The 12,907-nt window shown below is 66.6% G+C and carries 15 protein-coding genes; 8 read left to right on the top strand and 7 right to left on the bottom strand.

What is annotated here, in order from left to right:
- Positions 1-47 precede the first annotated feature (47 nt).
- The 7 genes from J3U95_RS07955 to J3U95_RS07925 form a co-directional block, all read right to left on the bottom strand.
- The gene (locus J3U95_RS07955; RefSeq protein ID WP_208278071.1) at positions 48-1,310 is read right to left on the bottom strand and encodes a M56 family metallopeptidase; all 1,263 of its coding nucleotides are present in this window, start codon (positions 1,308-1,310) and stop codon (positions 48-50) included.
- Positions 1,307-1,693: a BlaI/MecI/CopY family transcriptional regulator gene (locus tag J3U95_RS07950; RefSeq protein ID WP_208278070.1), complete on the bottom strand. Its 387-nt coding sequence runs from the start codon at positions 1,691-1,693 to the stop codon at positions 1,307-1,309. The genes J3U95_RS07955 and J3U95_RS07950 overlap by 4 nt, the downstream gene beginning before the upstream one ends.
- Before the next feature lie 118 nt (positions 1,694-1,811).
- Complete coding sequence (locus J3U95_RS07945; protein ID WP_208278069.1) at positions 1,812-2,216, bottom strand: DNA-binding transcriptional response regulator; 405 nt, start codon at positions 2,214-2,216, stop codon at positions 1,812-1,814.
- Entirely contained in the window at positions 2,209-2,712 is a 504-nt protein-coding gene (locus J3U95_RS07940) for a GAF domain-containing protein (RefSeq protein ID WP_208278068.1), read from the bottom strand. The genes J3U95_RS07945 and J3U95_RS07940 overlap by 8 nt, the downstream gene beginning before the upstream one ends.
- 105 nt (positions 2,713-2,817) lie before the next feature.
- Positions 2,818-4,119, bottom strand: a complete 1,302-nt coding sequence (locus tag J3U95_RS07935) for a dicarboxylate/amino acid:cation symporter (protein WP_208278067.1) — start codon at positions 4,117-4,119, stop codon at positions 2,818-2,820.
- 183 nt (positions 4,120-4,302) lie between these two features.
- Positions 4,303-5,286, bottom strand: a complete 984-nt coding sequence (locus J3U95_RS07930; protein ID WP_208278066.1) for an AraC family transcriptional regulator — start codon at positions 5,284-5,286, stop codon at positions 4,303-4,305.
- Complete coding sequence (locus J3U95_RS07925) at positions 5,264-6,058, bottom strand: 3-hydroxybutyrate dehydrogenase (protein WP_208278065.1); 795 nt, start codon at positions 6,056-6,058, stop codon at positions 5,264-5,266. Before J3U95_RS07925 ends, J3U95_RS07930 begins: the two co-directional genes overlap by 23 nt.
- 122 nt (positions 6,059-6,180) lie before the next feature.
- Here J3U95_RS07925 and J3U95_RS07920 point away from each other — a divergent pair, with 122 nt between their 5' ends.
- From J3U95_RS07920 to J3U95_RS07885, 8 genes are all read left to right on the top strand, one after another.
- A complete protein-coding gene (locus tag J3U95_RS07920; RefSeq protein WP_208278064.1) occupies positions 6,181-7,065 on the top strand; it encodes an alpha/beta fold hydrolase in 885 nt (294 codons plus the stop codon).
- A 63-nt stretch (positions 7,066-7,128) separates the two neighbouring features.
- Positions 7,129-7,479 (top strand): RidA family protein, encoded by a 351-nt coding sequence (locus J3U95_RS07915; RefSeq protein WP_208278063.1) that lies wholly within the window; start codon positions 7,129-7,131, stop codon positions 7,477-7,479.
- Between the two features lie 14 nt (positions 7,480-7,493).
- Entirely contained in the window at positions 7,494-9,734 is a 2,241-nt protein-coding gene (locus J3U95_RS07910; RefSeq protein WP_208278062.1) for a RelA/SpoT family protein, read from the top strand.
- 74 nt (positions 9,735-9,808) lie between these two features.
- Positions 9,809-10,615: an ABC transporter permease gene (locus J3U95_RS07905; protein ID WP_208278061.1), complete on the top strand. Its 807-nt coding sequence runs from the start codon at positions 9,809-9,811 to the stop codon at positions 10,613-10,615.
- A gap of 19 nt (positions 10,616-10,634) precedes the next feature.
- The gene (locus J3U95_RS07900) at positions 10,635-11,582 is read left to right on the top strand and encodes an MlaD family protein (protein ID WP_208278060.1); all 948 of its coding nucleotides are present in this window, start codon (positions 10,635-10,637) and stop codon (positions 11,580-11,582) included.
- Positions 11,579-12,220 (top strand): hypothetical protein, encoded by a 642-nt coding sequence (locus J3U95_RS07895; RefSeq protein ID WP_208278059.1) that lies wholly within the window; start codon positions 11,579-11,581, stop codon positions 12,218-12,220. Before J3U95_RS07900 ends, J3U95_RS07895 begins: the two co-directional genes overlap by 4 nt.
- Before the next feature lie 129 nt (positions 12,221-12,349).
- Positions 12,350-12,694, top strand: coding sequence for a hypothetical protein (locus J3U95_RS07890; protein WP_208278058.1), 345 nt, complete (start codon positions 12,350-12,352; stop codon positions 12,692-12,694).
- A 5-nt stretch (positions 12,695-12,699) separates the two neighbouring features.
- Positions 12,700-12,873, top strand: coding sequence for a hypothetical protein (locus tag J3U95_RS07885; protein ID WP_208278057.1), 174 nt, complete (start codon positions 12,700-12,702; stop codon positions 12,871-12,873).
- The last annotated feature ends 34 nt before the right edge of the window (positions 12,874-12,907 follow it).

Genomic DNA, 12,907 nt, shown 5'->3' with positions numbered 1-12,907 from the left:
CTGTGCACGTCGATCCCCCAGGCGTCCCCGGTGGATCGTTCATGCCGTTAGTTTAACTGCCAGACATAGGATACCTTGGTCCAGGACTGGACCGGCTTGCCGCCGGCCAGCGCCGGCTTGAAGCTGCACTTGACCAGGGCGGAGCGTGCCGCCTCGTCCAGGCCGGCATGGCCGCTCGATTTCTCGACCTTGTTTTCCTTGACCTTGCCGTCGGCGCCGACCAGGAAGTTCAGGTCGACCGTGCCCTGGTGTTTGGCGCCGAGGTCGGCGGCCGGATACTCCGGCTTGGCGCAGGATGAAAATTCGGCGATCGCCTCTTGATCCACTTTCTGGGCCGCCGCCTGTGCCGGTTGGGCGTTGGCGAAGACGGCGGCGCTCAGCATGGCCAGGCCGATAACCGGGACGGCTGCCTTCCAGCTCGGGGCGTGGTGTTCGGGACGAACCAATCGTGTGATACGTTTCATCAGATTTCCTCCGTTGGCCGCTTGGGCCAGGTGGTGGGTGGAGAACTGGAGCTTGTCCAGTTCGGAAAGGGCAAGGGCCAGGCGCCGCGGTTCGCCCAGTTGCGTTGCCGCGATATCGTCGGCGATGTGTTCGCGCTCGGTGCGGATGCGCCCCGAGATCCACCACACGGCCGGGTGATAGAAGAGCAGCGTCTCGACCACGTTCTGGGCCAGGTTGACCAGGTAGTCGTGACGCCGGATATGGGCCACTTCGTGCGCCAGCAGCGCTTCGAGCAAAGGCGGCGGCATGCCAGTCACCAGCGATGCGGGCACCAGCACTACCGGCTGCCACCAGCCGGCGGTCACCGGACTGGACAATCCTTCGACCAGGCGCAGGCGCACCGGGCGCGTGACACCGCATTGCGCCGCCAGCCGATCGAGCCGGGCCTGCCAGGCGGCGTGGCCCGTGTCGCTCGCCGCGGCACGCCGTATCCAGGCCAGGCCCAGGCCCATGCGCATGGCCAGCACGAGGGCACAGGCGGCCCAGCACGCCACGATCCAGGCGAGGTGCTCGCGCAGCAGGGCGTCCCAGAACAGGCCGTCCTTCATGGCGGGGGCCGTCGTTGCAGCGTCGAAGATGGCGCCGGCGTGACTGGCGCCGGCATCCTGCAGGCGCAGCACGAGGCCCGCCGCCGGTATCGCCAGGCACAGGAACAGTCCGGTACAGGCCACGGTGTAGCGGTGTTCGGCGCGCGCCTTGCGCATGGCGAACAGGGCGAGGGCCACCGCGAGGCCGATCAGCGCGCCTTGCCAGATAAAGTGGATCAGGGTCCAGCCGATGCTATCGACAAGATGCGCGCTATTCATTGCTTGTCCCCGTCCTTCAGCAATTGCTCGATCTCGTCGCGTTCCTTCTTCGAGATGCCGCTTTTCAGCGCCGCCAGCACCAGCGCCTTGGCCGAGCCCGAGAAGGCGCGCTGCATCAGGTCTTGCAGCAGATTGGTCTGCAGGGCGTCGCGTTCATGCACGGGCGCATAGACATGGGAACGTTCGCTCTCGTCGCGGCTGAGCAAGCCCTTGCCGTGCATGACCTGCATCAGGCGCAAGACGGTAGCATAGGTGACGTCGGGACGTTGCGGGAGCATCGCCTCGTGCACCTGCTTGGCGGTGGCGGCGCCGAGCGGCCATAGGACCTGCAGGAGGTCGAGTTCGGCGGGCGTGGGCTTGGGAGCGTCGGGGGAGCGCGGCATGACATAACCTCGTCTGTTCAGGATGAGTCTAGATTATCCTGTCTAGATCGAAGTGTCTACATCAATTCGTGCGTTCATGCGTGCCGGGTAATCCCGGCCTTGCTGCTGTTGCGGTCGGTCAGGGCAGGCGCGGAACCGCGCCGAATTTCTCGATCGTTTCCAGTAGTACCTTGGCGCGAAACGGCTTGAGAATGACGCGGCTGATATTGCGGTCGCGTAGTGCACTCAACAGTTCTGCCGTGGCTTGCTCGGCCATGATCGCGATCGGCATCGCCTTGCCAGGCGTATCGTCGGCACGCAAGCGGTCGATCAGGCCCAGGTCGTATTGCTGGTCGGCGCCACGACCGACGCAGTCGACGGCGATGACGGCGCCGTGGAAGGTGCGCGAACGCAGCAGGCTCAGTGCGGCGTCGTTGCTGGCCGCTTCGTGCACCTGGCTCATGCCGAGGCTGCGCGCCGTCATGACCACAGTGCGGCGCAACATCGGCTCCGGTTCGACCAGCAAGATGTGGCTGTCAGGCATCGTGATTTTCCTCCGTGCGCGCCAGTTCCATCACTGCCAGGTCGCGCAGCGTGCCCAGGATGCCCAGGTCGAGCGGGTCCAGCGTGCGCGGACGGCGGTCGATCAGGCACAGGGTGCCCAGGCGCAGGCCGGATGGCAGCGCCAGCGGCGCGCCGGCATAGAAGCGGATATGCGGCGCGCCCGTCACCAGCGGGTTGTCGGCGAAGCGCGGGTCTTGCAGCGCGTCCTCGACCACCATGATCTCGTCGTGCAGGATGGCGTGCGCGCAGAACGAGACGTCGCGGCCCGTCTCGCACACTTGCGTGCCGACGCGCGCCTTGAACCACTGGCGCTCGGCATCGACCAGCGTGACCAGCACGATCGGCATGTCGAATTCGTCGGCGGCGAAGCGCGCGATCTTGTCGAAGCGCTCCTCGGGCGGCGTGTCGAGAATCAGCAGTTCATAGAGGGCGGCGAGGCGGGCGGCCTCGTTGTCGGGTTTGGCGGCGATGTGCATCGTGGAAGTGCTCGTCAATCTGGATAGGCGCAATATAGCAGACTGGCGCAGGCATAAAAAAACCGTGCCACGAGGGCACGGTTTCCAGGGCGGCGGCGTGAGAAATTACGCCGCTTCGCGCACTTCCTGCATGCTGTTCTGGTCTTCGATATGCACACGGCCGCTCAAGACGTCATCCATGCGCGACGAATCCAGTTCCTTCTCCCACTTCGACACCACGACCGTCGCGACACCGTTGCCGATGAAGTTGGTCAGGGCGCGCGCTTCGCTCATGAAGCGGTCGATGCCGAGGATCAGGGCCATGCCCGCCACCGGAATGGTCGGCACCACGGCCAGGGTCGCGGCCAGGGTGATGAAGCCGGCGCCGGTAATGCCCGATGCGCCTTTCGAGGTCAGCATCGCCACCAGCAGGATGGTCAGTTCCTGGGTCAGCGTCAGGTCGGTATTGGTTGCCTGCGCCACGAACAGCGCCGCCATCGTCATGTAGATATTGGTGCCGTCCAGGTTGAACGAGTAGCCGGTCGGGACGACCAGGCCGACCACGGGCTTCGAGCAGCCCAGCTTTTCCAGCTTGCGCATCAGGTTCGGCAGGGCGCTTTCCGACGACGAGGTGCCCAGCACGATCAGCAGTTCTTCCTTGATGTACTTGATGAACTTGAAGATCGAGAAGCCGGTGAACTTGGCGATCAGGCCCAGCACGATGAACACGAACAGCGCGCAGGTCAGGTAGAACGAACCCATCAGCTTGGCCAGCGGCAGCAGCGAGGCGATGCCGTATTTGCCGATGGTGAAGGCCATCGCACCGAAGGCGCCGATCGGGGCGACTTTCATGACGATGTTGACGATGCCGAAGATCACGTGGGCGATGTCGTCGATGAACTTGGTCACCGGACGGCCGCGTTCGCCCATCATCGACAGCGAGAAGCCGAACAGGATCGCGACCAGCAGCACTTGCAGGATATTACCGGTGGCGAAAGCATCCACGAACGTCGTCGGGATGATGTGCATGATGAACTCGGTCGTGGTCTGGGCATGCGCATTGGTGGTGTATTGCGCGATCGAGCTCGAATCGAGGTGGGCCGGATCGACGTTGAAGCCGGCGCCCGGCTTGGCCAGGTTGGCGACGATCAGGCCGATGGCCAGCGCGAAGGTCGACACGACTTCGAAATAGATCAGCGCCTTGCCGCCGACGCGGCCGATCTTCTTCATGTCCTGCATCCCGGCGATGCCGGCGACGACGGTACAGAAGATCACGGGGGCGATGATCATCTTGATCAGTTTGATGAAGCCGTCTCCCAAAGGCTTCATCGCGGTGCCCAGTTCGGGGTAGAACACCCCCAGCAACACGCCAAGGACGATGGCGATCAGCACCTGGACATACAGTACTTTATAAAAAGGCTTCTTCATGGCAACTCTTCAACGAGGTTGGTGGTTGTTCCATGTTGGAGCAATCGTTCCCTGCGGGCTATTGTGGAAATCCGCATGCTGCACTGCACCAGGGCATCGTGGATAACCACGCACCGCGGCGGTGCGGGAGGGAAGGGCAGTGAAAGGCGTGTACGAGCTGCCTCTTGTGGCAGAGAGCAATGCCTAGCTTGCGGCGGCGTTGGCGGCGCGGCGCCAGGCGCCCGGCCCCACGCCGTAGCTGCGCTTGAAGACCCGGTTGAACGCTGCCTCGGACTGGTAGCCGACCGCCTCGCCGATCGCCGCGATCGGCCGCGTGTCGCGCGCCAGCCACTGCGCCGCCTGGGTCATGCGCAACTGCACAAGGGCATCGAGCGGAGTCGTTCCCGCCAGCTGGCGGAACAGGCGCGCGAAGGTGGCGCGCGACATGAAGCAGGCGGCAGCCAGTTCTTCCACCAGCCACGCGCGGTCCAGCTGCGCCAGCATCAGGCGCAGCGCGGGACCGAGGCGGCGGTCGGCCAGCACCGCCAGCAGGCCCGGGGTAGTCGGGCTGTCGTCGAGCCAGGCGCGCAGCAGCAGCGTGAACAGCGCCCCGGACAGTTGCGCCACCACGGCCGCGGCGCCGGGCCGTGCGCTGTCGGCTTCGCTGCGCAGCATTGTCACCAGCGCCAGCAGGCCGCCGAAGTCGGGGCGGGAAGAGGCGTGAACGACGATCATGGCGGGCAGCGCCGGCTGCAGGACGCGGCGCGCGCCGTCGTCGAACACGAACTGGCCGCACAGGATGCCGGTCGGCGCGCCGTCGCCGCCATTCGAGACCCAGCGCAGCGGCTCGGGACCCGGCACATCGACCAGCGGCCGCGCCTGTTCCGGCGGCCCCGCGTGCAGCCGGTGTGCGCCGCCCTGCGGGAAGACCACGATGTCGCCGGCGGAGAGCTTGACCCGTTCGCCGCTGGGCGTGTCGACCGCGGCTTCGCCCTCGACGATCAGGTGGTAGGGCGCCACGCCGGCGCTGGCCGCCGGCTGCTCCAGCACCCAGGGCGCGGCCAGCGCGCAGCGGATGTCGAGCGAGGTGCGCAGCGTGAACAGCGACAGCAGGCGGCTGAGCGCATCGATGCCCTGGGCCGCGCCGCCGTCGGCCACGCCGGGATTACTGCGCAGCCCAGCCTCCATCCATATTCCAGGCCACGCCGCGCACCTGGTCGGCGGCCGGGCTGCAGAAGAACACGGCCAGCGCGCCCAGTTCTTCCGGGGTAACGAATTCGCCCGACGGTTGTTTCTCGGACAGCAAGGCCTTGCGCGCGGCGTCGTTGTCCAGGCCCTCGCGTGCGGCGCGGTCGTCGACCTGTTTCTGTACCAGCGGGGTCAGCACGAAGCCGGGGCAGATCGCATTCGCGGTCACGCCGGTCTGCGCCGTCTCGAGCGCCGTCACCTTGGTCAAGCCGACCAGGCCGTGCTTGGCGGCGACGTAGGCCGATTTCTGGCTCGAACCCACCAGGCCGTGCACCGACGCCAGGTTGATGATGCGGCCCCAGTTTTTCTGCTTCATGCCGGGCAGGGCCAGGCGGGTGGTGTGGAAGGCCGAGCTGAGGTTGATGGCGATGATGGCGTCCCATTTCTCGGTGGGGAAGTCCTCGACCGCGGCCACGTGCTGGATGCCGGCATTGTTGACCAGCACGTCGACCCCGCCGAACTTCTCGAGGGCGTAGGCCATCATGGCCTCGATTTCTTCTGGCTTGGACATGTCGGCGTTGTGGTAGGCGGTCTGCACCCCGAACTCGGCGCCGATGTCGGTGTACAGCTTCTCGATCTGCTGGGCGTCGCCGAAGCCGTTGAACACGATGTTGGCGCCCTGTTCGGCCAGCGAGCGCGCGATCCCGAGCCCGATGCCCGAGGTCGAACCGGTGACGAGAGCCGTTTTACCACTTAGCATGGTGGATTTCATTGTGTCCTCTATATGAAGGTGATCGGGGGAACTTCGTGAGAATTGGTAGAATTCTAATCGCAACGCCATCGCGATGGTGATTTGCAGAGCCGCCGCAACCATATTGTCATGACGGAGTCCCGATGTCTGAACCCAGATTAAAAAGCGTCCAGTGCAGCTCGCCCGCCGGGCTGCACCGCGTCGCCTACAAGGAATGGGGCGACGCGGACAATCCGAAGGTGCTGGTCTGCGTGCACGGCGTGACCCGTGTCGGCGACGATTTCGACCACCTGGCGCGCGCCCTGTGCGATGAATACCGCGTGGTATGCCCGGATATCGTCGGACGCGGACGCTCGGAGCGCCTGCGCGATCCGGCCTATTACACGGTGCCGCAATACATGGCCGACATGGTGACGCTGATCGCGCGCGTGACAGCCGGCGCCGGCGCCGACGAAGAAGGCGTGGCCTGGTTCGGCACCTCGATGGGCGGCCTGATCGGCATGGCGCTGGCCGCGCTCGAGGACAGCCCGGTGCGCAAGTTCGTGCTCAACGATATCGGGCCGGTGCTCGACGGCGCGGCGCTGCGGCGCATCGGCGACTACATCGGCCAGGACCTGCGCTTCCCCAGCTTCGCCGCGGGGGCCGAGTTCGTGAAAACGGTGTCGGCATCCTTCGGCCCGCACTCCGACGACGAATGGCGCAAGCTGGCGGCCGACGTCCTGCGTGTGGGGCCAGACGGCCAGTGGGAGCGCCACTACGACCTGAACCTGGCGCAGCCGTTTCGCGCCATCACCCTGGAAGGGGCCGCCCAGGACGAGGCCGCGCTGTGGGCGGCCTGGGACGCGATCCGCTGCCCGACCCTGCTGGTGCGCGGCGAGCAGTCCGACCTGCTGTCGCACGAGACGGCGCGGCAGATGACGCAGCGCGGGCCGCGTCCGCGCCTGGTCGAGATCCCCGGGGTGGGCCATGCGCCGACCTTCGTGCACGATGACCAGATCGCGATTGCGCGTGCGTTTTTAGTGAACTGAATCAATCGGCTGAATTATCAATCTGAACCAAACGGTTCGTCATAAACCTAGAAGAAAGAGATCATGGAAATCAAACGACTGCATGTAGGCAAACGCCTGTCCGAAGTGGCGATCCACAACGAAACCGTCTACCTGGCCGGCCAGATCGCCGAAGACACCAGCCAGGGCATCGAGGGCCAGATGCGCGAGGTGCTGGGCCACGTCGACCGCCTGCTGGGCGAAGCCGGCAGCGACAAGACCTGCATCCTCTCCTGCCAGATCTTCATCTCCAGCATGGACAACTTCCCCGGCATGAACAGTGTCTGGGACGAGTGGGTGCCGCAGGGCCATACCCCGCCGCGCGCGACCGTCGAAGCGAAGCTCGCCAACCCGGCCTGCCTGGTCGAGGTGTGCGTGATCGCCGCCCTGCGTTAAGGCAGAACCGGCATATGGTATCGACCGCCCTTCTCGGCGACGTCAACAGCGGCCTGGTCCAGGGCTTGAGCCAGGAGGACTGCGTGCGCGTGCACGCGGCGCTCGACTACGCGGCCGCCGGCTATGGCGAGCGGGTGGCCTCCTCGGGCCAGGGCGCATTCGAGTTCTCGCTCGGCGCGGCCGGCACCCTGGCTTTCCTGAACACCGACGCCGAAACCCGCATCGCCGGCCTGCTGTTCGAGCTGGCGCTGATGGACCCCTCCACCTTCGGGCGCATCGAGGAGCGCTTCGGCCCCGAGGTGGCGGCGCTGGTGCAGGGCGTGCACCAGCTGATCCGCCTGCGCGACCTGACCGTCGGCCAGGCGCCGGTGGGCAGCGGCAAGAACGCGGCCCAGCAGGCCGCGGCCCAGAACGAAACCCTGCGCAAGATGCTGCTGGCGATGGCCACCGACATGCGCGTGGTCCTGATGCGCCTGGCCTCGTGCGCCGCCACCTTGCGCTACTTCGCCGAACACAAACGCTTCGACGAGGTCACGCGCGCCTATGGCCGCGAGGTGCTGGACTTCTATGCGCCGCTGGCCAACCGGCTCGGCATCTGGCAACTGAAATGGGAGCTGGAAGACCTGGCCTTCCGCTTCATCGAGCCGGACACCTATAAACGCATCGCCAGGATGCTCGAAGAGAAGCGCATGTCGCGCGAGAGCTTCGTGGCCTCGTCGATCGCGCGCCTGCAAAGCGAACTGGCCGCGGCCGGCATCAAGGCCGACGTCTCCGGCCGGCCGAAACACATCTACAGCATCTGGAGCAAGATGCGCGGCAAGGAGCTCGATTTCTCGGAGCTGTACGACGTGCGCGCCTTCCGCGTGATCGTGCTTGATATCAAGACCTGCTACACGGTGCTGGGCGTGATCCACAATATCTGGACCCCGGTGCCGAAGGAGTTCGACGACTACATCTCGCGGCCGAAGCCGAACGGCTACCGCTCGCTGCACACGGTGGTGACGGCCGACGACGGCCGTCCGCTCGAAGTGCAGATCCGCACCCAGGAGATGCACAACTTCGCCGAGTACGGCATCGCCGCCCACTGGCGCTACAAGGAAGAGGGCGGCTCCAACTTCAAGAGCCAGGCCTACGACGAAAAGATCGCCTGGCTGCGCCAGCTGCTGGCCTGGAAGACCGACGTCACCGACGCCGTCGCCGGCCAGGAAGACCTGCAGAAGGAGTGGGTCGAGAAGCTCAAGGCGACCAGCCTGGACGACCGCATCTTCGTGCTGACGCCGCAGGCGCGGGTGCTGGAGCTGCCGGTGGGCGCCACGCCGATCGACTTCGCCTACCACCTGCACAGCGACGTCGGCCACCGCTGCCGCGGCGCCAAGATCGACGGCACGATGGTGCCGCTGAACACCCAGCTCAAGAACGGCCAGACCTGCGAGATCATCACCGCCAAGGGCGGCAGCGCGGGGCAGGGGCCGTCGCGCGACTGGCTCAGTCCCGGCTACGCGGCCAGCAGTCGCACCCGTTCCAAGATCCGCGCCTGGTTCCATGCCCTGGACCAGGCCGAGACCTTGGCCCAGGGCCGCGCCGCGGTCGAGAAGTCGCTCCAGCGCGAGGGCAAGACCGCGGTCAACCTCGAGCTGCTGGCCCAGAAGCTGGGCTTCGCCAAGGTGGACGAACTGTTCATCGAGGTCGGCAAGGACAAGTTCAGCCTGCGCCACGTGGAGGCGGCGCTGCACGAGAGCGCCGAGCCGGCGCCGGTCGAAGACGCGGCGGTGGTCAACAAGAGCCGCGCCTCGAGCGTGGAGCAGGGCGCCAAGTCGGGCGTGCTGGTGGTGGGCACCGACGGCCTGATGACGATGCTGGCCAAGTGCTGCAAGCCGGCGCCGCCGGACCCCATCGTCGGCTTCGTCACGCGCGGCAAGGGCGTCTCGATCCATCGCCTGAGCTGCAAGAACTTCGCCGAGATGCAGGCCAAGTCGCCCGAGCGCGTGATCCAGGTGGAGTGGGGCACGGCCGGGATGGAGACCGTCTATCCGGTCGACCTGTTCATCCTGGCCCAGGACCGGCAAGGCCTGCTGCGCGACATCTCCGAGGTGTTCTCGCGCGAGAAGATCAATGTGATCGGGGTGAATACCCAGAGCGCCAAAGGCCAGGCGCGCATGGTGTTCACGGCGGAGATCGGGTCGACGGCGCAGGCGCAGAAGGCGCTGGCGGCGATCATGGAGGTGTCGGGGGTGATGGAGGCGAGGAGGCAGTAGCGGAATGTGGTGAGCACGTAATCATTTGTCACGAGCGAAGCGCAATCCCTTGCAACCGAAGTATCATTCAGCCCATGCCGCGAACGATCCCGCCCATCGCCCAACCGACCCTCTGGCCCGCCTACCTGGCGCGCTACCTGCGCAGCTGGTGGTACATGATCCACCTGGGCGCGATCGCCGTCGTCACGGCGCTCTCGCCTTCCACCTGGCGCCGCGCGAGCTTCCACGCCACCGCGCGCCACATCCACGCCAGCACCTGGCAGGTGCTGCCCTGGTTCACGCTGGCCTCCTGCCTGGTCAGCCTGGTCATCATCCGCATCGTGCTGGTCACGGCCAAGAGCTACGGCCTGTCCGGCCTCGCGCTCGAGATGGTGGTGCGGGTGCTGGTGCTGGAGCTGGTTCCTCTTTCTGCGGCGCTGTTCGTGGCGCTGCGCGCCAGCATGGCCTTCGACGCCTCGGCCCTGGGCCTGGCGCGTTCCGGCCTGTCGATCCGCGCCGCCAGCGATGAAGCGTTGCGCCGCGTGCGGCGCGACCTGGTGCCGCAGCTGATCGCCAACGCAGTGGCGGTGCTCTCGCTGGCGATGGTCACGTCGGTCATCGTGCTGCTGCTGGCCTACCTGAACGTGTATGGCCTGTCGCCCTGGGGCATACCCGACTACACCCGCACCGTGGGCCGCGTGTTCGCGCCGGTGGTGACGGCCGGCTTCGTGCTCAAGACGGTGCTGTTCGGCCTTGCCGTGGCCCTGATCCCGACCGCCGCCGTGCTCGAGCTGCAGCGCTATCCGCGCGCGCTCGCCACCAGCGTGCAGCCCGGCGCGCTGCGCCTGCTTTTCGTGCTGATCGTGATCGAGGCCGGCTCGCTGGCCCTGAAATACATCTGAATCCTGGAAGAAGAACACCATGCCGGACCTGACTCCCGATCCATCCATCCCCGACGAACCGAAGAACGTCGAAGCCAAGGCGGTGATCCTGCTGGTGCTGCTGGGCCTCCTGATCGCGGCCTTCGTGCTGTACGTGATGTACGCGCGCGGCGTGTTCGAGCCGACCCAGCGCCTGACCCTGGTGGCCGAGGATTCGTCCGGCGTCATCCCCGGCATGGACATGACGTTCGCGGGCTTCCCGATCGGGCGCGTGCGCCAGGTCGACCTGGGTGACGACGGCAAGGTGCAGATCACGGTCGACGTCCAGAGCAAGGACGCCAAATGGCTGCGCGCCTCGAGCGTGTTCACGCTGGAGTCGAGCATCGTCGGCGAGACCCGGCTGCGCGCCTATACCGGGGTGCTGACCGACGCGCCGCTGCCGCCCAATTCCACCCGCACCGTGCTGCGCGGCGACGCCACCGCCGAGATCCCGCGCATCGTCGCCACCGCCAGGGCGCTGCTGGAAAACCTGGAAACCATGACGGCCTCCGGCTCGGACGTCAACGCCAGCCTGGCCAACCTGTCGGCGGTGACCGGACGCATGTCGGGCCGCTACGGCGTGCTCGGTGGGGCGCTGGGCGGCGACGAAGAGGCGAAGAAGCTGATGGAGGCGCTGGACCGGGTCAACGCCATCCTGGCCAAGGCCGACCAGCGCGTGTTCGGCAAGGCCGGCGTGATGGACGACACGCAAGCCGCGATCCGCCAGCTGGACGTGGTCCTGCAGGACGCCAGCGCCACGCTGAAGAAGGTCGACGCGGTGCTGGTCGAGGCCCAGGCGGTGGGCGCCAACACGCGCGAGGCCACCGAAGACCTGGGCGCCCTGCGCGGCGAGGTCGACGCCAGCCTGCGCAAGGTGAACCGGCTGGTCGAGGAAATCAACCGCAAGTGGCCATTTGCCCGCAGCAGCCAGGAGATCAAGCTTCCATGAAGATCGCATACGTATGCATCGCGGCCGTGCTGGCCGGCTGCGCCGGCGGGCCGCTGCCGCCCGACTGGCAGGCCAATGCCAAGGGCGCCCTCGACGCCTCGGTCGACGATTACCTGAAGGGCCACACGGCGGCGTCCGAGGCCGAGTTCCGCGAAGCGCGGCGCGAGACGACGGCCACCGGGCGGCTTGACCGCGTGGCCCAGGTGGAGCTGGTGCGCTGCGCGGCCCAGGCGGCGAGCCTGGTGTTCGAGGATTGCCCGGGCTATGCGGCGCTGGCGGCGGATGCGACGCCGGCGCAGCGCGCCTACGCCGCCTACCTGGCGGGGCAGTGGGATGGCCTGGACGTGGCGCTGCTGCCCGAACAGCATCGCGCCGTGGTCGCGGGCGGCGCCCTGGAGAAAATCGAAGACCCGCTGTCGCGCATGGTCGCGGCCGGAGCGCTGTTCAAGGCCGGGCGCATGACGCCGCCGGGCATCGAGTTGGCGGCCGACACCGCCTCGAACCAGGGCTGGCGCCGTCCCTTGCTCGCCTGGCTCGGCGTGCAGGAGCAGCGCGCCAGGGCGGCGGGCGATACCGCGGCGGCGGACCAGATCCAGCGCCGGATGGCGCTGGCGTCCGGCGCGCCTTCGAACGAATGATGCGAGTATCCGTTATTATGGTCGTGTAAACCTTGGTTAATCGATCGTTTGATGCTGGCTCTGTCCTTGTAAACTGGTCGTGCAATCCGATGAAGCCAACGGTACACACACTTTTCATGGAGCAGAACCATGTCCCGCATCGATTCCGGCAATCCCTACCGCGTGCAAGGCCCGATCATGTCCTTCAGCGAGCTGGCCAAGAAGAACCCTGACATGGTCTTCAAGATGCCCGACGAACTGGTAGCGGAGGCCAAGCTGCACGACGAGCAGATGGCCGCGCGCCTGGAAGCCGGGCGCCTCTACGCCGAGCAGCATCCGGACAAGATCCATGCCCAGATCACCATGGGCGGCAAGACGGTGGCGACGATCTACGATTCCGGCGTCACCCGGCTCGAGCGGGAGGCCTACGGCGCGCAACTGACCATCGATGGCGAGGGCTGGCCCTGGCCGACGCCCGCATCGCCGACATCCTGAAGGCGGTGCCGGGAGCTGTGAAGTACGGCGACTTCACCGACCCGGGCAGGCTCTCGGCGCGCGGCGCCCCGGAGTCGGTCCTGCCGAAGGTCACTGCGCGCAGCCTCATGCAGATCATGCAGGACCTGGACTGGAAACTGGCGCGTGCGCGCATCGACGAGGGCGCGCCCGGGGCTTGATCGAACGATCGGGAAGGTCATATTCACGATGGGT

This window comes from Massilia oculi (genome assembly GCF_017582745.1).
Lineage (GTDB): Bacteria > Pseudomonadota > Gammaproteobacteria > Burkholderiales > Burkholderiaceae_D > Telluria > Telluria oculi_A.
The sequence above is the reverse complement of the archived record's forward strand: the minus strand, read 5'-3'. Positions and strand labels throughout refer to the sequence as shown.

What these genes read in the sequence shown, in the direction of transcription:
- J3U95_RS07935 (WP_208278067.1), bottom strand. Translation starts at nt 4,119, where the DNA reads ATGAAGAAGCCTTTTTATAAAGTACTGTATGTCCAGGTGCTGATCGCC.
- J3U95_RS07945 (WP_208278069.1), bottom strand. Translation starts at nt 2,216, where the DNA reads ATGCCTGACAGCCACATCTTGCTGGTCGAACCGGAGCCGATGTTGCGC.
- J3U95_RS07920 (WP_208278064.1), top strand. Translation starts at nt 6,181, where the DNA reads ATGTCTGAACCCAGATTAAAAAGCGTCCAGTGCAGCTCGCCCGCCGGG.
- J3U95_RS07890 (WP_208278058.1), top strand. Translation starts at nt 12,350, where the DNA reads ATGTCCCGCATCGATTCCGGCAATCCCTACCGCGTGCAAGGCCCGATC.
- J3U95_RS07910 (WP_208278062.1), top strand. Translation starts at nt 7,494, where the DNA reads ATGGTATCGACCGCCCTTCTCGGCGACGTCAACAGCGGCCTGGTCCAG.
- J3U95_RS07905 (WP_208278061.1), top strand. Translation starts at nt 9,809, where the DNA reads ATGCCGCGAACGATCCCGCCCATCGCCCAACCGACCCTCTGGCCCGCC.
- J3U95_RS07925 (WP_208278065.1), bottom strand. Translation starts at nt 6,058, where the DNA reads ATGAAATCCACCATGCTAAGTGGTAAAACGGCTCTCGTCACCGGTTCG.
- J3U95_RS07950 (WP_208278070.1), bottom strand. Translation starts at nt 1,693, where the DNA reads ATGCCGCGCTCCCCCGACGCTCCCAAGCCCACGCCCGCCGAACTCGAC.
- J3U95_RS07895 (WP_208278059.1), top strand. Translation starts at nt 11,579, where the DNA reads ATGAAGATCGCATACGTATGCATCGCGGCCGTGCTGGCCGGCTGCGCC.
- J3U95_RS07955 (WP_208278071.1), bottom strand. Translation starts at nt 1,310, where the DNA reads ATGAATAGCGCGCATCTTGTCGATAGCATCGGCTGGACCCTGATCCAC.
- J3U95_RS07915 (WP_208278063.1), top strand. Translation starts at nt 7,129, where the DNA reads ATGGAAATCAAACGACTGCATGTAGGCAAACGCCTGTCCGAAGTGGCG.
- J3U95_RS07900 (WP_208278060.1), top strand. Translation starts at nt 10,635, where the DNA reads ATGCCGGACCTGACTCCCGATCCATCCATCCCCGACGAACCGAAGAAC.
- J3U95_RS07930 (WP_208278066.1), bottom strand. Translation starts at nt 5,286, where the DNA reads ATGGAGGCTGGGCTGCGCAGTAATCCCGGCGTGGCCGACGGCGGCGCG.
- J3U95_RS07940 (WP_208278068.1), bottom strand. Translation starts at nt 2,712, where the DNA reads ATGCACATCGCCGCCAAACCCGACAACGAGGCCGCCCGCCTCGCCGCC.